Source organism: Enterococcus sp. FSL R5-0957 (genome assembly GCF_038008005.1).
GTDB classification, from domain to species: Bacteria; Bacillota; Bacilli; order Lactobacillales; family Enterococcaceae; genus Enterococcus_B; species Enterococcus_B faecium.
The window spans coordinates 922,710-944,372 of the sequence record NZ_JBBOYG010000001.1; the positions used below are offsets into that span (position 1 = coordinate 922,710).

Here is a 21,663-nt window from a genome sequence, read left to right on the forward strand (position 1 = left end):
ATAATAAAAAGCGATTAGTAAAGGAGGAAATCCATTGGAATTAAAGAAATTAGAAGTTCCCACATCTTCGATCACAGAAGTGAAACGATCGCCGATGGATGTATTTGCTCAAGCGCGAGACGCGGGAACTGGCGTATATATATTTAATCGTGAAAAAGTAGCTGGCGTGATGCTGACCCAAGAACAATACGAAACGCTCTTGCAAGAACTAGATGTCCTTCGTCAAACAGTGAAAGTGGAGAGGAAAGAACCAAAAGAAATAAACGAAGAACCTATTAACAAAACAGCTTCCGTCGTATCCAATGCTGAAGGGATGGAAGAGCTGGCCCAAACATTACAGCACTCGCTCATTACTGGTGTGACGATTACAGCAAAAAATCTAGATGAACGAATGGTAGCACTAGGTTTTATTACGAAAAAGACCGGATTTGGCGGAGTCGTGGATATGCTTAGCGAGTTGATGGAAACTGGGAAAATCAACTACCAGTTAAGAAGAAAACCGCAAAATCGGACAATCATAGCTGAAATCATAGGAGAGCAAAACAGTCAATCTCAATTGATGGATAAAATCATCATCAAGAAAATTTTTCTACATGAGCTATAAGAAAACCATATATGTATAAAAAGAAGAAAGTAGCTTCTCTTTGTACATATATGGTTTGTTTTTATGGATGCCGAGCTTTTTTATAAGATAAGGCTACCGCCCATAACGACCCAAGGATTTGTGGAACTAAGTAAATACCTGCAAGAAGCAAGATCAGCTGGGTCGGTTTTAAAGGATGATAGAAGTAACGCCATTCAGTAAAATTGGCGCAAAATAAATAGGAAGTGACAGTAGATATAATATTGGCAATGAATAAAGATATAATACGCCTGTTCCTTTGAAAATAATATCCAGCAAAAAGAGATAAAAATATCAATGTGATGAACCCGCTTACGGAATGATAACGAAAATCAAGAAGTAAGGCGAAATGCACATAAGGAACAAAAGATAAAAGCAACGGAAGGTTTTTCCAGCAAGTTTTTATCATCTTTCATCACCACCTAACAAGTGTTATTATTTTGTTAGTTTTATTGTAAATTGAATCCTGCAATAATCAATTACTTTTTCATTATTTCTAGATTAAATGAATAAACTCTCATGCCATTATCTCTAAAAAAAAAGTTTTTCCCCCTAATTTTTTTAGATAGAAAATTGTATAGTATGATGAGAGAAAAAGTAGTTTGGGGGAACGTTAATGAGAAGAAAAGCAGTAATCGATCGGCTTTATTTATTTTTTTGGTTTTTTCCTATCGTTTTGCTACCTTTTACATGGGTAAATGCTGTTGTACAAGGTGCGGAGATATTAGGCCTGATCCAAGGAAGCGGATTTGTGGTTTCTAGGAATTTTCCAGCTTTGACTGTTTTCTATTTAGTGATAAGTGTAGGTCTCTTATTACCAAAATCTCTGATCAATCACTACAATTGGCAGCTGCTTTACTTTTCTTGCTTATTAGTATTTACATCTATGTTTTCTTTGCTGCCTCGCTTGATTATCGGCCCTAATGGTTTGAGCGAGAGTGGATTGAAGGATTCAGCTTATTCCTCCATGTATTTCTTGACGATCAAACCATGGTTCTATTTAGTAATTGCCTCATTTATTCTTGCAACATTTTTTTACTTCTGGACAGAAATCAGGATAAAAAGTGAACGATCTGTATCTATAAAAAATAACTATTGATGGTGGATCATCAGTAAAAAAGCATATGAGCTGCGTAAAATGCATGTTTCTCATATGCTTTTTTTATTATTATGTAAAGAATGCGAAAAACGTTTACATGATTTTTACATAACTTAACTATATTTTTACAGCAACCATACGAGGGATTTACAGTCGACTGATAAACTTTAGTTGTAATTAAGAAAGGAGCAATAAAATGAAAAAAGTATTGTTTACTCTAGGTATGATGGGAATTCTTTTAGCCGGATGCGGCTCAGGATCAGGAAATACAGATGGCTCTGCCACACAAAATAATTCAAGTGACTCAAATGAACAAGTAAAAATCGTTGCGGTAGGTTCGACAGCATTACAGCCGTTAGTCGATGCAGCACAAGAAAGCTTTGTACAAGAAAATCCAAATTATCAAATCTCTGTACAAGGAGGAGGAAGCGGAACTGGTTTGAGCCAAGTCGAAGCTGGAGCAGTTACTATCGGAAACTCTGATGTATTTGCAGAAGAAAGAGACGGAGTTGATGCTTCAAAATTAGTGGATCATAAAGTAGCAGTGGTCGGGATGGCACCAATCGTCAATAAAGATACAGATGTCAAAGATATCACCAAACAGGAATTGATTGATATCTTTACAGGAAAAATCACTAACTGGAAGGAAGTTGGCGGGAAAGATCAAAAAATCAACGTCGTGAACCGTGCAAACGGCAGCGGTACCCGCGCGACATTCGAAAAATGGGGACTGGATGGTGCTACCCCTGTGCAGTCCCAAGAACAAGATTCATCAGGAACAGTTCGGCAGCTGGTAAGTCAAACACCAGGAGCAATCAGCTATTTAGCTTTCTCATATCTCGATGATTCCACACAAGCACTAAGTATCGACGGTGTAGAACCAAAAGAAGAGAATGTAGCAGATAACAGCTGGGGAATCTGGTCATATGAACATATGTACACGAACGGAAAACCTTCCCCTGAAGTCCAAAAATTCTTAGACTACATGATGACAGAAGAAATCCAAGAAGGACCTGTCAAAGAATTGGGCTATTTACCAATCACAATGATGGAAGTAGAACGTGATCACGAAGGAAATATCAAATAACTAGCAGATAAACATGCCACGGTAGTCGTTACTATTAAGGAAAAATCAACTATGTTTCCCCACATATACATTTTTCCTTTAATTGTGAAAAATAGTTCCTCATATTTTGCCGTTTTTTGAGCTAATACCGAGGGTCAGCTGATTGAACACCGTTTATTCGAAAAAAAGAGCTACGACATAGAACTGTCGTAGCTTTTTTTTGCTATATGACAGGAATGAAAGGTGTTTGCAAGCTTAATGTGAGGAACACTTTCCATATCTGTTCTATACTGGATAGGAGAAGTTTGGAAATATCCAGAAAACGAAATCAATCGAGGTAGCCACATGAAGAATAAATGGATAAATCGAAGTAAAAAAAAGAAAGTAACACAAAGATCATCAGATAAAGTCATCCGTCTTTTTCCATCGTATAAAGAAGGATTAACGGCAGATCAAGTCAAGGAACGAATAGAAAAAGGTGCAGCAAATAATTCAGTCGATCCCACATTCAAAACAAATCAGCAAATCGTATTGGAAAACATATTTACGTATTTCAATTTGATCTTTCTTATCTTAGCCATTTTGCTTTGTTTAGTAGAATCCTATAAGAACTTGACTTTTTTACCAGTTATCATAGCCAATACAGGAATCGCCATTTTTCAGGAAATTCGATCCAAAAAGATCTTGGACGAACTAAATGTTTTAAATACAGCAAAAGTCAATGTCATACGAGACGGGATAGAACAAACAATAGATATAGAAGACCTTGTAATAGATGACATTGTTATTTTAGAGACTGGACATCAAATTCCAGCAGATGCAGAGGTCGTGGAAGGGAAACTGCAAGTTAATGAGGCTTTATTGACAGGCGAAGCAGATGAAATAACCAAAGAAATAGGCGATCCATTAATGTCCGGCAGTTTCATTGTTTCCGGAAAAGCTTACGCCCGATTAGACAAAGTTGGAGCAGATTCGTATATTTCCCAGCTGACAGTCAAAGCCAAGACAATGGGAGAAGGAGAACAGTCGGAGATGATTGCTTCTCTTAATCAATTGATCAAATGGATTGGGATCATCATTATTCCTATCGGTATCCTGCTTTTTTCTCAAAGTTACTTTTTTAATGGAAACACGATCAAAGAAAGTGTCGTTGCAATGGAAGCAGCATTGATCGGTATGATACCTGAAGGACTGTACTTGCTGACGACGATTGCATTAGCATTAAGTGCGACTAAACTAGCAAAGCAAAGAGTTCTTTTACACAATATGAAAAGCATTGAGATATTGGCAAGGGTAAATGTCCTTTGTGTAGATAAAACAGGAACGATCACAGAAAATAAAATGTCTGTTCAAAAAGTGATCGTCTCTAAAAAACAAGAAATAATCAGTCAGTCAGATCAATTGGAAGCATGCATTGCTGACTATGCAAAAGCGATGGCAGGAGACAATGCAACAATGGAAGCTGTTAAAGCATATTTTACAAAAACCACTGATCAATCCTATCACCATGTTATTCCTTTTTCTTCTGTCCAAAAATTCAGCAGTGTAGCGTTGGCAGACAAGGTGTATGTTTTAGGAGCGCCCGAAATGGTTTTGCGCGATCAATTGCCGGAATATGCGGAAGAGTTTATTTCTTTCGCTGAAAAAGGCTATCGCGTGTTGGTCTTTGGTGTGTACGATGGGATTCTTGAAGAACCAGTATTGACAGAAGCAGTCACACCATTAGGCTATATTCTGATTGCTAATCCTATCAGAAAAGAAGCAAGAGCCACATTTGATTACTTCAAAAAACAGCAAGTAGCCATCAAAGTGATTTCTGGAGATAATCCGCTCACCGTATCCAATGTAGCTGTCCAAGCAGGGATTTCACATGCTGATCAGTACGTTGATGCATCTAAATTATCAGAAGAAGAATATGAAGCAGCTGTCGAAAAATATACAGTTTTTGGACGCGTCAAGCCAGAACAAAAGAAAATCTTCGTTCAATTGCTAAAGCGTCGTAACAATACAGTAGCTATGACAGGTGATGGCGTGAATGATATTCTAGCCATGAAAGAAGCAGACTGCAGTATAGCGATGGCTTCCGGAAATGAAGCCGCCATGCAGGCCTCACAAGTGGTCTTACTTGATTCTGACTTTTCACGCATGCCAGAAGTTGTTGCAGAAGGACGGCGCGTTGTGAACAATATTGAGCGATCAGCCAGCTTGTTTTTAGTGAAGAATATTTTCTCCTTTTTGCTCTCACTGTTTTCAGTGATCTTTGCTCTGACCTATCCTTTAGAACCATCACAAATCACATTGATTAGTTTGTTTACTATCGGACTTCCATCTTTCTTGCTTGCTCTAGAAGAAAACAAAAAGCGAATCAGAGGGAAATTCATCATGAATGTGATGGAAAAAGCTGTGCCAGGTGGACTAACAGATATGATCGTAGTCGGTGCGTTGGTGATCTGCGGGGTGACTTTGAATCTAAATAAAACAGATGTTTCTACAGCATCTACCATGCTTTTGATTGCAGTAGGGTTCCTCGTTCTCTATAAAATCTGTTCACCGCTGAATAAATTCAGAAGTCAGATCATTCTTTTCTGTGCTAGCGGTAACTTTTTTTCGGTCATCTTTTTGCATAAGCTGTTTTCAATCACCGGTATCTCAGCTGTATCACTTTTGCTGTTGAGCATTCTATTTTTCTCGGCAGATTCGATTTTTAGGCATTTGACCACATTGGTAGAATATTTGTTTGAACGTAAAAATGAAAAAGAGCAAAAGCCGTTTAGTCGCGTAGTTAAAAAATTTCTATCGATATTTAAACGAGAAAATTGACGAAAAGTATCTCAAAAAAGAGTAAAAAAGAACAACCACTCGTGTATCTTTCGAAGCAGGATGAGTCATCCAACTTTAAAACGCACGAGCAGTTGCTCTTTTTTACATTTTCGGAATGGTAACGGTGAAAGTCGAACCTGTTCCAAGATGACTGTCTACAGTAATCGTACCATGAAGGAGTTGCACGTAGTCTTTTACAATCGCTAACCCTAATCCGGTCCCGCCTGAATGCCGGCTTCGCGCCTTGTCTACGCGGTAAAAACGCTCAAAGATCCGTTCCTGATCCTCAATGTCGATACCTATACCAAAGTCTTGGACAGAAAACGATAGATCATCTGTTGCCTGATAGCGGATAATAATCTCGCTGTCGCTTTTTGAATATTGGACAGCATTTTCAATCAGATTTTTGAAAATTGGATAAAGGATATCTGTTTTAGTAGTAAATGGTTCGTTCTTTCCAATCAATCGAATCGTCAACCGTTTCTTTTCGATGATTGGCTGATAATTTTGAACGATTTGCTGGAAATAAGGTTCTGTATAAATTGTCTGGATCTCGTAAGAATTCTCGCCATCTTTTGACAGCTGGATGATTTCCCGAATCAGTTTATCTAACCGGATCGCATCTTTTTGCATGATCTCAAGAAAAGAAGTCAGAGTTTGCGGGTCATCTTTTGCACCATCCAGTAAAGTCTCGGTAAAACCAATCAGTGAAGTCACAGGAGTTTTTAATTCGTGAGAGACGTTGCCAACGAAATCCTTTTGTAGCTTTTCTAAACGTCGCACTTTCGTTAAGTCATACGCCACCCCTAGAATCTGTCCGGTACCTTCTGAATTAGTAAAGTAGCGCAAACTCAAGTCTAATGTCTGCCGACCTTCTGTAAGGGTGATCTCCTGATGGATCAGCGGATGCTCAGGAGTCACTTGATGAATCAGCTGAATGAGTTTTGGCTCTTGAATGACTTCTGTGTACCGCTGTTCAGGTTGATAGCTTACCACGTTTAAATGTAGCTGCATCTTTGGATTAAGCAGTAGTAAACGAGAATCAGCATCATCAATCAGGAATACGCCAATCATCAGTTCGTTCAGTAACGTATATAATTGCTCTTCTGTGGTAGTATACGCCCGATACATCTTACTCATTTGTTCGCTCAACGCATTGATCGTCTGATACAATTCTTCCCATTGATCGGGTGTTTGCATGATTACTTCCGCCTGATTAGGATTTTGCACCATTTTTTTTAGTACGGGCAGCACGGTTTTCAATGGCTGGTTTTTTTGATAGATCAGATAATAGATCATTCCTGCAAGAACAAGGAAGAAAGACAGAAAGAAGAAAAAGACCCAACGGCGAAAACTCTCAGTTCTCGGTAAAAAACCGCTTGTCGGTTCTGCGATACGTAAAATGGCTTCTAACTGGCCACTTTTTTTGACTGGTAATGCGACATATAAAAGATCCTCATTCAAAGTAGTACTTTTGCGCAAAGCGCTACCTAGGTTCCCACCATTCAATACGGCTTTGATTTCGGGACGGGAGTTTCGCTGTTCATTCAATGTTTCATTGTTTGTGTCAAATAAGATCTTTCCAGTAGCATCCATTAAAGTAATCCGTTCGTTCGGCTGATGGACGAATTCTTCCAAAGCAGTTTTGTTTTGCGCTGCTTGGAGGTTTTCGACATCTAATTGCCGGATCAGCAGTTGTGCTTTTTTTGTCAGGTAGCTTTCTTGCTGTTCCACGATCTGCTGTTGAAAATAATGGGAAATCAATTGCCAGCCACCAAAAAACAAACTAACTAAAAGAATAAGAAAGAAGAGACGTTCATAAATTTTTTTCCATTTCATCGTTTTGGTTCCTGAAACTTATAGCCAAATCCTCTAATAGTCACCAAGTACTTTGGATGTTTTGGATCTCGCTCGATTTTTTCTCGTAAATGACTAACGTGTACATCTACGATTCGGCTTTGTCCTGCGAAGTCAAAATTCCAAATGCGGTCTAGCAATGTGTCTCGGTCGATCACACGGTCTTTTCGTTTCATGAAATAAACAAGTAATTCAAATTCTTTCGGTGTTAGTTCAATCAGATGGTCGTCTACGGTCACTTGATAATTGGTCAAATCAGCAGTGATTTGTCCAATCGATAGATATTCAGGCTCAGCTTCATCTTTTGATTGCTTACGAGGTTCAATCCGTCTGAATATTGCTTTCATACGGGCTAATACTTCGCGAGGACTAAATGGTTTGGTCAAATAGTCGTCAGCACCTATTTCTAGGCCAATGATCCGATCCACTTGGTCATCTTTAGCCGTCAGCATCAAAATCGGTGTTTCATTTTTTTCTTGACGCAGCCGCTGAGTGATCTCCATGCCATCCATCGTTGGAAGCATCACATCTAAAATGATGAAATCAAATGATTGTTCTAATGCTAATTCTAATCCTTCGCCTCCATCTGTGGCACTGGTTACCTTGTAGCCTTCTTTTTCCAAATTGAACGTCAAGAGCGTTACAATAGAAGGTTCATCATCAACAACTAGTATTTTTTTCATTCAAATCTCCTTTAAATAGGTTTCATTCTGTTTATATTTTAGCATAGAATCAGTACAAAGGGCTATTTTACAAAAGAAATAAATGGTATAATAGGAAGGCACTTTGCTGAATAGAAAGGAAGAGCAGTCAATGATTGGAATCAGTGCATGTTTAGGCGGTCTGGCCTGTCGCTATGATGGACAGAAAAAAGAAGTACCAGAATTGATGGAACTAGTTGAAACTGGAGAAGCTGTCATGGTCTGTCCAGAAGTGATCGGCGGATTACCAATTCCTAGAGATCCCGCTGAAATCATTGGTGGAAATGGATTCGATGTGTGGAAAGATCAAGCAAAAGTATGGACGACAAGCGGCGAAGATGTAACGGAAGCGTACAAAAATGGCGCGATCAAAGCCTATCAAAAATTGCAGGAAAAACACATTGATCTAGTCATCATGAAGGAAAAAAGCCCTTCATGCGGAACCCATTCGATTTATGACGGGAGTTTTTCCGGAATAAAAAAAATGGTGCCGGAGTGGCTACTGCTTATTTTATTCAGCAAAAAATGACTGTGCTCTCTGATGAAGAATGGCTGAAAACTAGAGGTGAGCAGAATGGAAATCGAAAAGACCAATCGAATGAACGCGCTCTTTGAATTTTATTCGACCTTATTGACAGAAAAACAAATGAACTACATGGAATTATATTATGCAGATGATTTTTCATTAGGTGAGATCGCGGAAGAATACGAAGTAAGCCGACAAGCAGTATATGACAATATCAAGCGGACAAGCAAGATCTTGGAGGATTATGAAAAAAAACTCCATCTTTTTTCTAATTATATTGTTCGAGAACAGGTATTGGAAAATATGACTGCATATATTACAGATAAGTACCCGGAAGATAAAAAACTACTTGAATATGTACAGCAAATTCAAGCAATCGAAGAATAAATAAAAGGAATGAAGAAAATATGGCATTTGAAAGCTTAACTGAACGTCTCCAGCAGGCGATGGGAAAAATAAGAAAAAAAGGAAAAGTATCAGAAGCTGACGTAAAAGAAATGATGCGGGAAATCCGCCTTGCCTTACTAGAAGCCGATGTTAACTTGCAAGTAGTCAAAGATTTTACTAAGCGCGTACGCGAACGTGCGGTAGGGGCAGAAGTGCTGGAAAGTTTATCACCTGCACAACAAATCGTAAAAATCGTTGATGAAGAATTGACGATCACACTTGGTTCTGAAACAGCAGAGTTAAATAAATCACCAAAAATACCAACTGTTATCATGATGGCTGGTCTTCAAGGGGCAGGTAAAACGACCTTTACTGGTAAATTAGCCAATTATTTAAAGAAAAATGAAAATGCTCGTCCGCTCCTAATCGCAGGGGACGTATATCGACCAGCTGCGATCGACCAATTGAAAGTATTAGGTCAACAGCTAGACGTTCCTGTATTTGATATGGGAACTGAAGTCAGCCCGGTAGAGATCGTCCGTCAAGGGATGGAGTTAGCAAAAGAAAAGAAAAACGACTATGTATTGATCGATACGGCAGGACGTCTGCATATCGATGAAACATTGATGGATGAGTTGAAACAAATCAAAGAATTGACGCAACCAAATGAGATTTTGCTTGTTGTCGATGCCATGACTGGTCAAGATGCCGTCAACGTAGCTGATAGCTTCAACCAGCAATTAGGTATTACAGGGGTCGTCATCACTAAACTTGATGGGGATACTCGAGGCGGGGCAGCACTATCGATCCGCTCAGTGACAGGCGCACCAATCAAATTCATCGGTTCTGGTGAAAAATTGACTGACTTAGAAGTATTCCACCCAGATCGTATGGCTAGCCGTATCCTTGGTATGGGGGATATGCTGACATTGATTGAAAAAGCGCAGCAAGACTATGACGAGAAAAAAGCGGAAGAACTTGCACAGAAAATGCGGGAAAATTCATTCGATTTCAATGACTTTATTGAACAGCTTGATCAAGTGATGGGTATGGGCCCACTGGAAGATCTAATCAAAATGATCCCAGGAATGAATCAAGTCCCTGGAATCGAAAACGTCAAGGTAGATCCAAAAGATGTTGAACGCAAAAAAGCGATGGTTTATTCTATGACGCCAGCAGAAAGAGCAAATCCTGATCTGTTGAACCCAAGCCGTCGTCGCCGAATTGCTGCCGGTTCTGGAAACAGTGTTGTTGAAGTGAATCGAATGATCAAACAATTCAAGGAATCAAGAAAAATGATGCAGCAAATGTCCAAAGGGGATATGAACATCCCAGGTATGGACCAAATGTTTGGTTCAGGCGTCAAAGGGAAACTAGGCAAAATGGCGATGAATCGAATGATCAAGAAAAATAAGAAGAAAAAGAAAAAACGGAAATAAGATGAAAAAAACAGCTTCGGTACAGACTGAAAATGTCTACTGCCGGAGCTTTTCTATCAGCAATTTTTATTCTTTACTAATACAATTACTCTAAACGAAGAGGTGGCACAGATGAGATGTCCGTGGAGTGAACAAACAGAAAGTATGCGGCAATATCATGATACTGTCTGGGGTGTTCCTGAATATGATGACCAAAAGCTGTTCCGAAAATTGATGCTTGATATTAATCAAGCCGGATTGAGCTGGCAGACGATTTTAAATAAAAGTGAAGCATTCGATGAAGCATATGATCGATTCGATATCAAAAAAGTCGCAAATTATGGAGAAACAAAAATCAGTGAACTAATGGAAAACAAAGGAATTATTCGTAACCGAAGAAAAATCGAAGCAGCCGTCCAAAACGCCAAAGCAGTCTTGAAAATTCAAGAAGAAATCGGCAGTTTTTCAGAGTATCTTTGGTCGTTTTCTAATGGAAAAATCGTTGATTCTTCTTATCATTCACAAGAAGAAGTCCCAACAACAAGTCCTCTTTCAGATGAATTAGCAAAAGATCTAAAGAAAAGAGGATTTAAATTTATTGGCAGTACGACAATCTATGCTTTTTTAGAAGCAGTCGGGATCATCAATGATCACCTTGACAGTTGTTTCCGCAAAGAGGAGGTCGTACGTATCGGCAGAAAATAAAGAAAGGGCGAATAAAGCATGCGAAAAATCATATTTTATGGCGCTGTAAGTTTAGATGGTTATTTGGCAACGAAAACGGATGACCTTCAATGGCTTTTTGACACTCCGACAGGTGAGCAAACCACTTATGAAGCTTTTTATGAAACAATCGATACGACCATCATGGGCAGGAAAACTTATCAAGAAGCAAAAAAATATTTGGAAACCGAAGCAATTTATCCAGAGAAAAAGAATTTCGTTTTTTCAACCAATGCACAATTACAATTGCCAGATGCTGAGGTCGTACACGAAGAGCCTGTTGCTTTTCTAAAAAATCTACAAATGACAGAAGGAAAAGATATATGGGTCGTGGGTGGCGGTCGATTGATCAAACCGTTAGTAGAACATCAAATGATTGATGAATGGTATATCCAGATTGCCCCTGTATTATTAGGGGACGGAATCCCTTTATTCCAAAAAGGAACCTATGAAGCACGTTTTGAATTGCTAGATACGACACGATTCGGTGAATTTATCGAATTACATTATGTACGAAAGTAGAAGCAAATAAAACAAAAGAAGCGTGAGACAAAAGTGTTCTTTACTTTTGTCTCACGCTCTAAACACATATAAACGGCGGAAGCAGAAGCAACTCCAAGAAATAAGCTGAAATTCACAAAAATTTGAAAAGCAATTTTCGTGAATTCCTTCTTATTTCTTGGAGTTAAACGCTTCTGTCCCAGCCTCTTTTTTTATTATTGTTCTGATTTTATTCTGCTAATTTGTTAGAAAAATCTAGATACGCATCTAAAATCGTTTGGAAGAAACTTAATGTTCCTTCAACGATATTGCCGTTTTCATCAATTAGATTCGCAACGTTTCCGATATATGCTTCCGGTTGTTGCAAGGTTGGCACATTCAAAAAGACAAGTGATTGGCGTAGATGGTGGTTTGCGCCAAAGCCGCCGATCCCACCTGGTGATGCAGTAACGACTAAACCTGGTTTATGATCCCAAACACTGTGTCCATAAGGTCTTGAGCCTACATCTAAAGCATTTTTCAATACTGCTGGCACAGAGCGGTTGTATTCAGGAGTAACGAAAACGACACCGTCTAATCCGCTCACTTCCTCACGAAAACGAGTCCATTCAGCAGGAGCTTTTTCTGGGGTTTCAAGATCCTCATTGTAAAATGGCAGATCATCGAATTTTACAAATACACTTTCGTACCCTTCAGGAAGCAATTTCGCAAAAGCTTCTGCTACTTTTTTGTTGTAAGAATCTTTTCTTAAACTACCAATAAAAAATCCAATTTTTTTTGTCATACGATTTTTCCTCCTTCAAACTATCTATAATAATCTTACAAAAAATAAGTAATTGGAGCAAACAAAAACACTTACTGGCAAAAGTTTCGTTTTAGTTGACAAATGATCGCGAAGTATCGTTAGTCTCCATTGCCAACCCTCTTAGAAAGTCTATATAATGAAGAAAAAGGAGGGATAAGATGGAAGAATTATCATTATCGAAAAATGTAGCAAATTTACGAAAGAAAAAAGGCGTGACTCAAGAAACTCTAGCCGAATTCATAGGTGTGACAAAAGCTTCTGTTTCCAAATGGGAGACAGGCCAAAGTATGCCTGATGTACTCATATTGCCTAAATTAGCCAGTTTTTTTGATGTGTCTGTTGATGAACTGCTCGGCTATCATCCTCAATTGACGAAAGAGCAAATCAGACACTTTTATCAGCAGTGGACCACCGCTTTTTCTAAAGAGCCCTTTGAATATGTGATGGAGGACTGTAGAAAAGCGGTCAAACAATATTACTCATGTTATCCTTTTCTTCTACAAGTAGTCGTTTTGTGGTTGAATCATTTTATGCTAACAAAGGATCTGGAGGAACAACAAGCAATTCTGTCTGAAGCAGAAGCGTTATGTACGAAAATCGTTGAAGAATCAACAGAATTATCTCTATGCAATAATGCTTCTTTGTTAAAAGTAGCGGTCATGCTCCAGTTAGGCAAACCAGAAGAAGCTTTATCTGAAATCGAAGAAAAAGCGGACCCTTATCGTTTTGCCCAGCAAAGCGACACCTTACTTATCCAAGCGTACCGAGCCGCTGGTCAAACAAAAAAAGCGGTAAGCTATACTCAATTCAGCATGTTTTCTCATTTAATCAATCTCGTATCTTCAGCCACTCATTATCTATTGATTCAAATCATTCAATTACCAGTTATAGAAGAAACTGTCAATAGAATAGATGCTGTGATCCAAGCATTCAACCTGACGGCGGTCCATCCCAACAGTTGTGCTCAATTTTCTTACGCTGCAGCCTGTGCTTATGCGAAACATGAAAAAAAAGAACAAGTAATAAAGTGTTTAAAACAGTTTGTGGATTTGACACTTATACTTTTAAGTGAGGAAGGCAGGATCCTTCATGGTGATAGGTATTTTGATGAGATAACTGAGATATTTGAAGGAGCAGATCTTGGGGTACAGCAAATAAGAGACACGAAAATCATTAGGGAAGGGGCATTGAGTGCATTAGAAAATCCGATTTTTCAACAAATTGAGAAATCAAAAATTGTAAAACTAAAAAAACGATTGGCAGGCGAGTAATATGGACATCAAAGAATTTCTTCCGTTTTTAATTCCTTTAATCATTGTACAGTTTGGATTACTTATTTATGTACTTCATCATATCTTTACACATTCTGCATATAAACATGGAAATCGAATGATATGGGTGATTATTGTTATTGTTGGTATGCAGTTCATCGGTCCTGTCCTTTATTTGATTTTTGGCAAGGAGGATGCGTAGTGGCTATCTTGACACTTGAAAAAGTCTCAAAGTCTTTTGGTACAAACAAATTGCTGGATGATTTATCTTTTTCTGTAGATGAACAGACGATTTTTGGTTTCATCGGTAAAAACGGTGCTGGAAAAACGACAACTATGAAACTGATCTTAGGTCTTATCAAAAAAGACAGCGGAACGATCCGAGTGAACGGAAAAGAAGTAGGGTACGGACAAACAACGACCAATCAAGAAATCGGCTATTTAGCTGATGTACCGGTTTTTTATGATTATATGACCGCTTCTGAGTATTTGATCTTTTGCGGCGAACTCACAGGAATGCCTAAACAGCGGATAAAGGAAAAAACCAATGAACTGTTGTCACTTGTCGGTCTGTCGAATGAAAAGAAGCGGATCAAAAAATTTTCCAGAGGGATGCGACAACGTTTAGGGATTGCTCAAGCATTGTTGAACGAGCCCAAATTACTCATTTGCGATGAACCAACTTCTGCTCTTGATCCTGTTGGTCGAAAAGAAATCTTAGATATCTTATCCTCTGTGAAAGAGCAAACGACGATTTTATTTTCTACTCATATTTTATCTGATGTGGTGCGTATCTGTGACAAAGTTGCTTTTTTGGATAATGGAAAAATCGTGTTGTCTGGATCAGTGGACGAATTGAAAAAGCAAACAAATGCTAGTGGGTTTGAGATCGTATTTTTTTCCAAAAAAGAGCGCGAACAATTTGAAGAGCTTTTACCTGGAGGGATGATCCGAAGTGACCTGCGTATAGCTTATCCACAAAAAAGTAAAGAAGAAATGCTTTTTGCTATGGATTTGCTAGCCAAATATCAATTGCCAGTCCAATCAGTCCAGATGGAAGAACCTACGCTAGAAAAACTCTTTTTGGAGGTCGTTCAATCATGAGACAACTCATTGCCTTCGCCAAAAAGGAGCTCAAGGAAAACTGGCGTACTGGAAAAATCATCACGCTAAGTGCGCTCACAGTGATTTTCGGTATAATGAATCCATTGCTAGCTAAATTGACTCCTTATTTAGTGCAAGCTATGTCAACAACTCTGGCAGAGTCAGGGATTTCTGTTCAGAAAATCATAGTTGATGCAACGACTTCATGGACACAATTTTATAAAAATATTCCGATGCTGTTGATTTTCTTTCTTCTTTTATTCAGCGGGATATTGACAAGCGAATACCAAAACGGAACAATCATCAACTTGCTGACAAAAGGGATGAAGCGATGGAAGATATTTCTGTCGAAATGGATCATGGGTATACTATTTTGGAGTGTCAGCTATTGGTGCTGTTATAGTATTACGCTAGCATACACGATTTATTATTGGGACCAGTCGATTATCTCCCATCCTTTATTTATCAGTTTTACTTATTATTTTTTTGGCTGTTGGCTTTATTCATTGATTTTATTTTATTCAGCTTTTCTTTCTTCCAATTATGCGGTTCTGTTGGCTAGTGGGGGAACGGTCATTCTGAGTTATGGTGCTGGGTTGTTCTCTAAAGTAGCAGAATATGTACCGACTTATTTGATTTCTTCCTCAAATTATCTTACGAAAGAAATCCACCTTACAGATTATACTCAGTCATTAGCAGTGACGTGTTGTTCTATCGTCATATCCATCGTAGCTGGGTGGCTTGTTTTTAACAAAAAAGAAGTCTAAAATCTGCTATTTCCTAAAAAAAATCGAATTTAATCAAGCTGTAAAGAAAAAAAGCTTTACAGGGTAAAAAAAAACTGTTACACTACATCTTGTGAATAAAACAATGGAGGTGGAAATAAATAATGGCAGTTAAAATCCGTTTAAAACGTATGGGTTCTAAAAAGAGTCCTTTTTACCGTATCGTCGTAGCTGATTCACGTTCTCCTCGTGATGGACGTTTCATCGAAACTGTAGGTACTTACAATCCTTTGAAAGACCCTGCAGAAGTAGTTTTAAAAGAAGACTTAGTTCTTGACTGGTTATCAAAAGGTGCACAACCTTCTGACACTGTACGTAACATCCTTTCAAAAGAAGGCGTTATGCAAAAACACCACGAAGCTAAATTCTCAAAGAAATAAGGTGACCGGATATGAAAGATTTAAGCGACTTAGTCTTAACAATCGTTCGTCCGCTAGTCACTTATCCTGATCAAGTCAAGTTAGATGTCGTAGAGTCGAAAGATTTTTACGAGTACAACCTAACAGTGGCACCTGAAGATATCGGCCGTATCATCGGAAAACAAGGGCGTGTTGCTAAAGCAATCCGCACAATCGTTTACGGTGTTCGGATCAATGCACCAAAAAAAGTGCGTTTGAATATCATCGATGATAAGGAAAAGTAAATAAACGTGCTGTACTCGAATTTTCGAGTACAGCTTTTTTGTTTTTTTATTAATTGAAGAAATGATTATTTGGCAAAAGAAGCAAGAAAGCGTATCCTTATAATAGGAGGGAGTGAGCAGATAATGAGAAATACTATGTTATTTATTCCGTTTGTCTTATTGTTAAGCGCCTGCAGTTTGATTACTGGAAAATCAGACAATACGCAACCATCAAGCAGTACATCTGAAACTGTTGCAAGTACAGAAAAAAGTAGTACTAAAACGGCTTCATCTACTGAACAAACAAGGACTACCTCAAATAATGAGGAAAAGACTGCTTTAAACCAATTGAAAGAACAACAACCAAACGTGCCCATGCCTTTAGATATACCGATTTCTTCTGGCTATCTCAATGTCGCAGCGGCACAAACAAAGCAAGGCTATTCTATTTTATATTACGGATCAGATCGTCCCCTCAGGTTGAATGCTGACGAATTGAATCAAGAAACGCCTATTGCAACTTATCTCTATCAATATGGGTTTGCTTCTAGTCAAGAAACGATACAAGTCTTGCAGCCATTTGAGATCGATACAAATGGGCAGAAAATGGATTTAGGTCATCAAATCACGGGGTATCAGCAAGGAGCAGCAGGTTCAAGCTACCTTGAATGGCAAGAAGGAAATTGGCGTATTCGGATCCGTGGGAATAATATAGATGGTCAAGAACCCTTACCGTTAGCTAAAGAAATCGTAGCCTACTTGGAAGAAAACAGGCTGCCAGCACCTGAACAATTTGGTAAGATAACTATTGATATGGGAGATACGACGAATCGAGCCGTAGAAGTAAGCTGGCAAGAACCGAAAAATGCCTATACGATCACTCATCAAGATCCTATGTCTGCGTTGAAGATGGCAGTTTCTATGAAGAGGTTGTGAAATCAGCGCGCTGATCTGAGCCCATCATTTAACTCCAAGTCACAGGAAGTAATCAAAAATAGCACGCCGCATTTTTGCATAATTTTGGCTTAATACCTTAAAAGAAAACTAGAATTGCCTCTTCACACATGCTAAAATAAAACAGACAAAAAAGAAATGGGGATATAAGTTGACTGAATACTTGAATGTAGGAAAAATCGTAAACACACAAGGTATCAAAGGCGAAGTCCGTGTTATCTCAACAACGGATTTCCCAGAAGAACGTTACAAAAAAGGAACGGTGTTAACACTATTCCAAGACGGAAAAGCACCTGTGGAATTAACAGTCAAAAGTCATCGCAAACATAAAAATTTTGACTTATTGAGTTTTGAAGGACATCCTTCTATCAATGATGTGGAAAAATATCGGGATGGCATATTAAAAGTGTCAAAAGACAACTCTGTAGATCTAGCTGAAAATGAATTCTATTACCATGAGATCATCGGTCTGCATGTATTAGAAGATGGAACTGAGTTAGGTAAAGTAAAAGAAATCTTGTCACCAGGTGCCAATGATGTTTGGGTCGTTCAACGTCCGAAAAAAGCTGATATATTGCTTCCATATATCGCTTCTGTCGTCAAAGAAGTCGATTTAGAAGCTGGAGTGGTCTGTGTAGAAATTCCAGAAGGACTGATTGACGATGAAGATTGATGTATTGACTTTATTTCCAAGAATGTTTGAAGGTCCTATGGGGGAATCCATCATCGGTAAGGCTGTAGATAAAGGATTATTAGATATCAATATCTCTAACTTCCGCGATTATTCAGATAACAAACATCAGACAGTAGATGATTATCCATACGGCGGTGGAGCAGGTATGCTGCTCAAAGTCCAGCCCATCTATGATAACATCCAAGCCATTGAAAAAGCTGCACCGGATGTCAAAAAAAGAGTAATTCTTCTTGACCCAGCTGGTAAACGATTCGATCAGAAAATGGCAGAAGAATTTTCACAAGAAGAACACTTAGTATTCATTTGTGGTCATTATGAGGGATATGATGAACGTATCCGCACATTAGTGACAGATGAAGTTTCCTTAGGAGATTATGTCCTTACTGGGGGAGAATTAGGTGCGATGGTCATGATCGATGCAACAGTTCGGCTTTTGCCAGATGTGTTAGGGAATCAGACTTCAGCTCAAACGGATTCTTATTCAACCGGTTTATTGGAACATCCCCAATATACTCGCCCGGCAGAATATAAAGGGATGAAAGTACCAGAAGTATTGACAAATGGAAATCATAAATTGATTGAAGAATGGCAATTAAAAGAATCACTAAGAAGGACCTATCAACGTCGGCCTGATCTTTTGGAAACACTTGAATGGACACCTCAAATGACGAAATTTTTAGAAGAAATCAAGAAAGAAGAACAAGAAAAAACAGCAGATGAAGCCAAGTGACTTTTTCTAAAATATTCTTTACAGTAGGTTGATAATATGTTAGTATTTTATGGTGAGTGCAAAAGCACTTAACTATTACGATATTCCGCTGTGAGAAAAGCTCATAAGAATATTTGGAATAAGGAGAAGAAAACCATGAATCCATTAATCGAAGAATTAACAAAAGAACAATTACGTTCTGACATCCCAGCGTTCCGCCCTGGTGACACTGTGCGTGTTCACGCAAAAGTTGTTGAAGGTACTCGTGAACGTATCCAGTTATTTGAAGGTGTTGTTATCAAACGCCGCGGTGCTGGAATCAGCGAAACTTATACAGTACGTAAAGTTTCTAACGGAGTGGGCGTTGAACGTACATTCCCATTGCATACACCACGTGTTGCAAAAATCGAAGTAGTTCGCTACGGTAAAGTACGTCGTGCAAAATTGTACTACCTACGTGCATTACACGGAAAAGCTGCTCGTATCAAAGAAATCCGTCGTTAATCATTGTTATCAGACTGAGAAAGAACCCTTGGTATTCAAGGGTTCTTTTTTCTTAGCATGTAATTTGAACACCCTGATCCAGTTTTTTTCTTTAATTATTGGTAGGGGAGAATAATGGATTAGAATAAATCTACCTATAAGTAGTAGTAAAAAAAGAGCACTATGATAATATCTTTCTTAAGAGTAACCGCTTTAATAAAAAATCCAGAATATTCTAACATAAATGGAGTATTCTTAAAATCAAAAGGAGAAAGAAGATGGTTTATACTTATACGGAGCAAGAAAAAATGAAAGTTTTAGACACATTCATGAATGATGGAAAAGTAAAACAAGTACCAAGTTCAACAAAAAAGAAAAACATCCTATTGAAAGAAGTCTTGAAACGCTTTGACCATGGAGTGACTTATACAGAAACAGAGGTTAATTCGATACTGCTGAACGTATTTTCTAGTGGCGATTATGTCGAACAAAGACGTTATCTAATCACATTTGGCTTTTTCAAAAGAAGTTCAGACGGTCGGGCATATCAGATGATGGGAATTGAAAATTAGAAGTTTTAATTTATACTCATTGAAAAAAGTTCAAGTATGCGATATTGGTTCTACACCGCATACTTGAACTTTTTTTGTCATCTGTATCTATAATACAAAGCCAAGAACGTTATTCAAAATATGGATAGCTATGATAAAAGCTAATGAGCGATTCGCAGTTAAATAAGCAATCGTCAGTAAAATCGTTCCAGGAGCGTACATGAAAAAATCAATTGGATGCGTTACATGAATAAAGATAATTCTCTTTTATTTGTACGAATAAATACCAAAACGTACCTCCTAAAATTAGATTCAAAGAAGATAGCAAAGAGGAAAAAGATAGTTCTGCAGCAGCTATAGCGGCATGTGGATTGCTAGAACTTTCCAAACAACTGCCTGTTTCAGATCCTCGTCATTTCGATTACGAAGAGATAGCAATCAAAATCTTGGAAGAATTACAGAAAAACTATACAACGAAACGAGTTAACGGATCAAACGGTCTGCTTCTCCATGCCGTTTATGATAAAAACAGCTTAAAAGGTGTAGATGAATGTGTGATCTGGGGCGATTACTTTTATGTAGAAGGGATCACTCGTCTAGCTAAAACATGGTACTGTTACTGGTGATGTATAAGAGAAGAGGAGGATTCATATAATGAAGCGATGGAAAAAAATGATGATTGGATCAATAGTTTTAGGAATGTCACTCGTATTTGGTGCTTGTGGTAATCAAGAAGACAGTAGTGAAGAATCAGCAAATGAAATTACCGTTTCGACATGGAATTATGAAACAACACCTGAATTCAAAGCGCTCTTTGAAGCATTCGAAAAGAAAACGGGAATCAAAGTGAAAGCAGTAGATATTGCTTCAGATGATTATGATACGAAACTCACCACGATGCTTTCTTCTGGAGACACGACAGATGTATTGACGATGAAAAATCTTTTGTCGTATTCAAATTATGCTTTACGAGATCAGTTAGTCGATCAAACAGAACGAATTAGAGAATTAGACACTGATGCTGCTGAAGAAACATATGAAATGTATGATATCGATGGAAAAACATATGCATTGCCATATCGAACGGACTTTTGGGTACTATATTACAATAAGAAAATGTTTGATGATGCAGGAATCGAATATCCAAAAAATCTAACTTGGGACGAATATGAAGATTTAGCAAAAAAACTTAGTAAAAATGACGGACAAGTTTACGGAGCATATCAACATATCTGGCGTTCGACAATCCAAGCTATTGCAGCTGCTCAAAACGAGGCGAATCTTGTTGAACCAGATTATCAATATATGACTGATTATTATGATCGAGCATTGAGGATGCAAAAAGAAGGCGCGCAGATGGATTTTGGCACGGCTAAATCAACGAAAGTAACCTATCAGTCTCAATTTGAAGAACAAAAAGCAGCAATGATGTACATGGGAACTTGTTATATGGCTGGCATACTCGCAAACAAAGAAGCAAGTAAGACAGAAGTAGAATGGGGAATTACAGCTATTCCTCAGAAGAAAAAAGGAGAATCGGTCACGACGTTTGGCTCACCAACAGCATTTGCTGTCAATAAAAACTCAAAGAAACAAAAAGCGGCGCAAGAATTTATTGAATTTGCAGCCAGTGAAGAAGGAGCAAAAGTATTAGCAGGAGTAGGAGTAGTTCCTTCATATCGTACGGATGAGATTGATCAGCTTTATTTTAATCTCGCTGGAATGCCAACGGATGAAATTTCTAAAAAAGCTTTTTCTCCTGATGAAATCAAACTTGAATTTCCGATTGATACGTATGGGCCTGCAATCGATAAGATTTTACAAGAAGAACATGACTTAGTTTTGGTTGGAGATGAAACGCCGGAAAAAGGAACGGTAAATATGGAGAAACGTGTAGCTGCGGAAAAAGAATAATCATGAAAGGAGAGAAGCCAAGAGATCAAACACTCTTGGTTTCGTCATCGA

The 21,663-nt window shown here is 38.3% G+C and carries 24 protein-coding genes and 3 pseudogenes; 22 read left to right on the forward strand and 5 right to left on the reverse strand.

Going from position 1 to position 21,663, the window contains the following annotated elements; all coding sequences use genetic code 11:
* Positions 1-34: 34 nt before the first annotated feature.
* Complete coding sequence (locus MKX69_RS04390; protein WP_002294835.1) at positions 35-604, forward strand: prevent-host-death protein; 570 nt, start codon at positions 35-37, stop codon at positions 602-604.
* Between the two features lie 61 nt (positions 605-665).
* Here MKX69_RS04390 and MKX69_RS04395 read toward each other — a convergent pair whose 3' ends face one another.
* Positions 666-1,031 (reverse strand): hypothetical protein, encoded by a 366-nt coding sequence (locus MKX69_RS04395; RefSeq protein WP_002289810.1) that lies wholly within the window; start codon positions 1,029-1,031, stop codon positions 666-668.
* Between the two features lie 207 nt (positions 1,032-1,238).
* Between MKX69_RS04395 and MKX69_RS04400 the strand changes: the two genes are divergently transcribed.
* The 3 genes from MKX69_RS04400 (at position 1,239) to MKX69_RS04410 (ending at position 5,607) form a co-directional block, all read left to right on the forward strand.
* Complete coding sequence (locus tag MKX69_RS04400) at positions 1,239-1,721, forward strand: hypothetical protein (protein WP_002305696.1); 483 nt, start codon at positions 1,239-1,241, stop codon at positions 1,719-1,721.
* 196 nt (positions 1,722-1,917) lie between these two features.
* Positions 1,918-2,808: a phosphate ABC transporter substrate-binding protein PstS family protein gene (locus MKX69_RS04405; RefSeq protein WP_002289807.1), complete on the forward strand. Its 891-nt coding sequence runs from the start codon at positions 1,918-1,920 to the stop codon at positions 2,806-2,808.
* 324 nt (positions 2,809-3,132) lie between these two features.
* The gene (locus MKX69_RS04410) at positions 3,133-5,607 is read left to right on the forward strand and encodes a cation-translocating P-type ATPase (RefSeq protein ID WP_341008978.1); all 2,475 of its coding nucleotides are present in this window, start codon (positions 3,133-3,135) and stop codon (positions 5,605-5,607) included.
* Between the two features lie 102 nt (positions 5,608-5,709).
* Here the strand turns inward: MKX69_RS04410 and MKX69_RS04415 are convergent, their stop codons facing one another.
* Both MKX69_RS04415 and MKX69_RS04420 read right to left on the reverse strand, forming a co-directional pair.
* Positions 5,710-7,446 carry an ATP-binding protein gene (locus tag MKX69_RS04415; protein ID WP_341008980.1) on the reverse strand — a complete coding sequence of 579 codons (1,737 nt, stop codon included), beginning with the start codon at positions 7,444-7,446 and terminating at the stop codon, positions 5,710-5,712.
* Positions 7,443-8,147, reverse strand: coding sequence for a response regulator transcription factor (locus MKX69_RS04420; RefSeq protein WP_002293705.1), 705 nt, complete (start codon positions 8,145-8,147; stop codon positions 7,443-7,445). The genes MKX69_RS04415 and MKX69_RS04420 overlap by 4 nt, the downstream gene beginning before the upstream one ends.
* A gap of 130 nt (positions 8,148-8,277) precedes the next feature.
* Here MKX69_RS04420 and MKX69_RS04425 point away from each other — a divergent pair.
* The 5 genes and pseudogenes from MKX69_RS04425 to MKX69_RS04445 all read left to right on the forward strand — a co-directional run bounded on the left by MKX69_RS04425 (position 8,278) and on the right by MKX69_RS04445 (position 11,741).
* A pseudogene (locus MKX69_RS04425) lies at positions 8,278-8,780 on the forward strand (DUF523 domain-containing protein).
* Positions 8,740-9,078 (forward strand): putative DNA-binding protein, encoded by a 339-nt coding sequence (locus tag MKX69_RS04430; RefSeq protein WP_002293708.1) that lies wholly within the window; start codon positions 8,740-8,742, stop codon positions 9,076-9,078. The pseudogene MKX69_RS04425 and the gene MKX69_RS04430 overlap by 41 nt, the downstream one beginning before the upstream one ends.
* Positions 9,079-9,098: 20 nt before the next feature.
* Complete coding sequence (gene ffh / locus MKX69_RS04435) at positions 9,099-10,517, forward strand: signal recognition particle protein (protein WP_002293709.1); 1,419 nt, start codon at positions 9,099-9,101, stop codon at positions 10,515-10,517.
* A gap of 111 nt (positions 10,518-10,628) precedes the next feature.
* A complete protein-coding gene (locus tag MKX69_RS04440) occupies positions 10,629-11,201 on the forward strand; it encodes a DNA-3-methyladenine glycosylase I (RefSeq protein WP_341008984.1) in 573 nt (190 codons plus the stop codon).
* A gap of 18 nt (positions 11,202-11,219) precedes the next feature.
* Positions 11,220-11,741 carry a dihydrofolate reductase family protein gene (locus MKX69_RS04445; RefSeq protein ID WP_002348529.1) on the forward strand — a complete coding sequence of 174 codons (522 nt, stop codon included), beginning with the start codon at positions 11,220-11,222 and terminating at the stop codon, positions 11,739-11,741.
* 208 nt (positions 11,742-11,949) lie between these two features.
* On the opposite strand, the gene MKX69_RS04450 is transcribed toward MKX69_RS04445, so the two are convergent.
* Entirely contained in the window at positions 11,950-12,504 is a 555-nt protein-coding gene (locus tag MKX69_RS04450) for an NADPH-dependent FMN reductase (protein WP_002290264.1), read from the reverse strand.
* 179 nt (positions 12,505-12,683) lie between these two features.
* Between MKX69_RS04450 and MKX69_RS04455 the strand changes: the two genes are divergently transcribed.
* From MKX69_RS04455 to rplS, 10 genes are all read left to right on the forward strand, one after another.
* Positions 12,684-13,796, forward strand: coding sequence for a helix-turn-helix domain-containing protein (locus MKX69_RS04455; RefSeq protein ID WP_202779506.1), 1,113 nt, complete (start codon positions 12,684-12,686; stop codon positions 13,794-13,796).
* A 1-nt stretch (position 13,797) separates the two neighbouring features.
* Entirely contained in the window at positions 13,798-13,998 is a 201-nt protein-coding gene (locus MKX69_RS04460; RefSeq protein ID WP_081185936.1) for a PLDc N-terminal domain-containing protein, read from the forward strand.
* The gene (locus tag MKX69_RS04465) at positions 13,998-14,900 is read left to right on the forward strand and encodes an ABC transporter ATP-binding protein (protein WP_202765412.1); all 903 of its coding nucleotides are present in this window, start codon (positions 13,998-14,000) and stop codon (positions 14,898-14,900) included. The genes MKX69_RS04460 and MKX69_RS04465 overlap by 1 nt, the downstream gene beginning before the upstream one ends.
* Positions 14,897-15,667, forward strand: a complete 771-nt coding sequence (locus MKX69_RS04470; RefSeq protein ID WP_104807741.1) for an ABC transporter permease subunit — start codon at positions 14,897-14,899, stop codon at positions 15,665-15,667. The genes MKX69_RS04465 and MKX69_RS04470 overlap by 4 nt, the downstream gene beginning before the upstream one ends.
* Positions 15,668-15,789: 122 nt before the next feature.
* Positions 15,790-16,065, forward strand: coding sequence for a 30S ribosomal protein S16 (rpsP, locus tag MKX69_RS04475; RefSeq protein WP_002290274.1), 276 nt, complete (start codon positions 15,790-15,792; stop codon positions 16,063-16,065).
* Positions 16,066-16,076: 11 nt separating this feature from the next.
* Complete coding sequence (locus MKX69_RS04480; protein WP_002290277.1) at positions 16,077-16,328, forward strand: KH domain-containing protein; 252 nt, start codon at positions 16,077-16,079, stop codon at positions 16,326-16,328.
* Positions 16,329-16,451: 123 nt separating this feature from the next.
* A complete protein-coding gene (locus MKX69_RS04485) occupies positions 16,452-17,243 on the forward strand; it encodes a hypothetical protein (RefSeq protein WP_341008994.1) in 792 nt (263 codons plus the stop codon).
* A gap of 169 nt (positions 17,244-17,412) precedes the next feature.
* Positions 17,413-17,934 carry a ribosome maturation factor RimM gene (gene rimM, locus MKX69_RS04490; protein WP_341008996.1) on the forward strand — a complete coding sequence of 174 codons (522 nt, stop codon included), beginning with the start codon at positions 17,413-17,415 and terminating at the stop codon, positions 17,932-17,934.
* Entirely contained in the window at positions 17,924-18,685 is a 762-nt protein-coding gene (trmD, locus tag MKX69_RS04495) for a tRNA (guanosine(37)-N1)-methyltransferase TrmD (protein WP_002293717.1), read from the forward strand. Before rimM ends, trmD begins: the two co-directional genes overlap by 11 nt.
* A gap of 135 nt (positions 18,686-18,820) precedes the next feature.
* Positions 18,821-19,168, forward strand: coding sequence for a 50S ribosomal protein L19 (rplS, locus tag MKX69_RS04500; RefSeq protein WP_002286913.1), 348 nt, complete (start codon positions 18,821-18,823; stop codon positions 19,166-19,168).
* A 35-nt stretch (positions 19,169-19,203) separates the two neighbouring features.
* Here the strand turns inward: rplS and MKX69_RS04505 are convergent.
* A pseudogene (locus tag MKX69_RS04505) lies at positions 19,204-19,389 on the reverse strand (hypothetical protein).
* A gap of 36 nt (positions 19,390-19,425) precedes the next feature.
* On the opposite strand from MKX69_RS04505, the gene MKX69_RS04510 reads away from it, so the two are divergent.
* From MKX69_RS04510 to MKX69_RS04525, 3 genes and pseudogenes are all read left to right on the forward strand, one after another.
* Positions 19,426-19,719 (forward strand): DUF2087 domain-containing protein, encoded by a 294-nt coding sequence (locus MKX69_RS04510; protein WP_002326900.1) that lies wholly within the window; start codon positions 19,426-19,428, stop codon positions 19,717-19,719.
* A 290-nt stretch (positions 19,720-20,009) separates the two neighbouring features.
* A pseudogene (locus MKX69_RS04520) lies at positions 20,010-20,324 on the forward strand (glycoside hydrolase family 88 protein); the annotation flags it as partial.
* 28 nt (positions 20,325-20,352) lie between these two features.
* Positions 20,353-21,612 carry an ABC transporter substrate-binding protein gene (locus MKX69_RS04525; protein WP_341009001.1) on the forward strand — a complete coding sequence of 420 codons (1,260 nt, stop codon included), beginning with the start codon at positions 20,353-20,355 and terminating at the stop codon, positions 21,610-21,612.
* The last annotated feature ends 51 nt before the right edge of the window (positions 21,613-21,663 follow it).

Bases quoted from the DNA above. Each gene is read 5' to 3' on its own strand.
- MKX69_RS04395 (WP_002289810.1), bottom strand. From the start codon at position 1,031: ATGATAAAAACTTGCTGGAAAAACCTTCCGTTGCTTTTATCTTTTGTT.
- MKX69_RS04400 (WP_002305696.1), top strand. From the start codon at position 1,239: ATGAGAAGAAAAGCAGTAATCGATCGGCTTTATTTATTTTTTTGGTTT.
- MKX69_RS04405 (WP_002289807.1), top strand. From the start codon at position 1,918: ATGAAAAAAGTATTGTTTACTCTAGGTATGATGGGAATTCTTTTAGCC.
- MKX69_RS04410 (WP_341008978.1), top strand. From the start codon at position 3,133: ATGAAGAATAAATGGATAAATCGAAGTAAAAAAAAGAAAGTAACACAA.
- MKX69_RS04415 (WP_341008980.1), bottom strand. From the start codon at position 7,446: ATGAAATGGAAAAAAATTTATGAACGTCTCTTCTTTCTTATTCTTTTA.
- MKX69_RS04420 (WP_002293705.1), bottom strand. From the start codon at position 8,147: ATGAAAAAAATACTAGTTGTTGATGATGAACCTTCTATTGTAACGCTC.
- MKX69_RS04430 (WP_002293708.1), top strand. From the start codon at position 8,740: ATGGAAATCGAAAAGACCAATCGAATGAACGCGCTCTTTGAATTTTAT.
- ffh (WP_002293709.1), top strand. From the start codon at position 9,099: ATGGCATTTGAAAGCTTAACTGAACGTCTCCAGCAGGCGATGGGAAAA.
- MKX69_RS04440 (WP_341008984.1), top strand. From the start codon at position 10,629: ATGAGATGTCCGTGGAGTGAACAAACAGAAAGTATGCGGCAATATCAT.
- MKX69_RS04445 (WP_002348529.1), top strand. From the start codon at position 11,220: ATGCGAAAAATCATATTTTATGGCGCTGTAAGTTTAGATGGTTATTTG.
- MKX69_RS04450 (WP_002290264.1), bottom strand. From the start codon at position 12,504: ATGACAAAAAAAATTGGATTTTTTATTGGTAGTTTAAGAAAAGATTCT.
- MKX69_RS04455 (WP_202779506.1), top strand. From the start codon at position 12,684: ATGGAAGAATTATCATTATCGAAAAATGTAGCAAATTTACGAAAGAAA.
- MKX69_RS04460 (WP_081185936.1), top strand. From the start codon at position 13,798: ATGGACATCAAAGAATTTCTTCCGTTTTTAATTCCTTTAATCATTGTA.
- MKX69_RS04470 (WP_104807741.1), top strand. From the start codon at position 14,897: ATGAGACAACTCATTGCCTTCGCCAAAAAGGAGCTCAAGGAAAACTGG.
- rpsP (WP_002290274.1), top strand. From the start codon at position 15,790: ATGGCAGTTAAAATCCGTTTAAAACGTATGGGTTCTAAAAAGAGTCCT.
- MKX69_RS04480 (WP_002290277.1), top strand. From the start codon at position 16,077: ATGAAAGATTTAAGCGACTTAGTCTTAACAATCGTTCGTCCGCTAGTC.
- MKX69_RS04485 (WP_341008994.1), top strand. From the start codon at position 16,452: ATGAGAAATACTATGTTATTTATTCCGTTTGTCTTATTGTTAAGCGCC.
- trmD (WP_002293717.1), top strand. From the start codon at position 17,924: ATGAAGATTGATGTATTGACTTTATTTCCAAGAATGTTTGAAGGTCCT.
- rplS (WP_002286913.1), top strand. From the start codon at position 18,821: ATGAATCCATTAATCGAAGAATTAACAAAAGAACAATTACGTTCTGAC.
- MKX69_RS04510 (WP_002326900.1), top strand. From the start codon at position 19,426: ATGGTTTATACTTATACGGAGCAAGAAAAAATGAAAGTTTTAGACACA.
- MKX69_RS04525 (WP_341009001.1), top strand. From the start codon at position 20,353: ATGAAGCGATGGAAAAAAATGATGATTGGATCAATAGTTTTAGGAATG.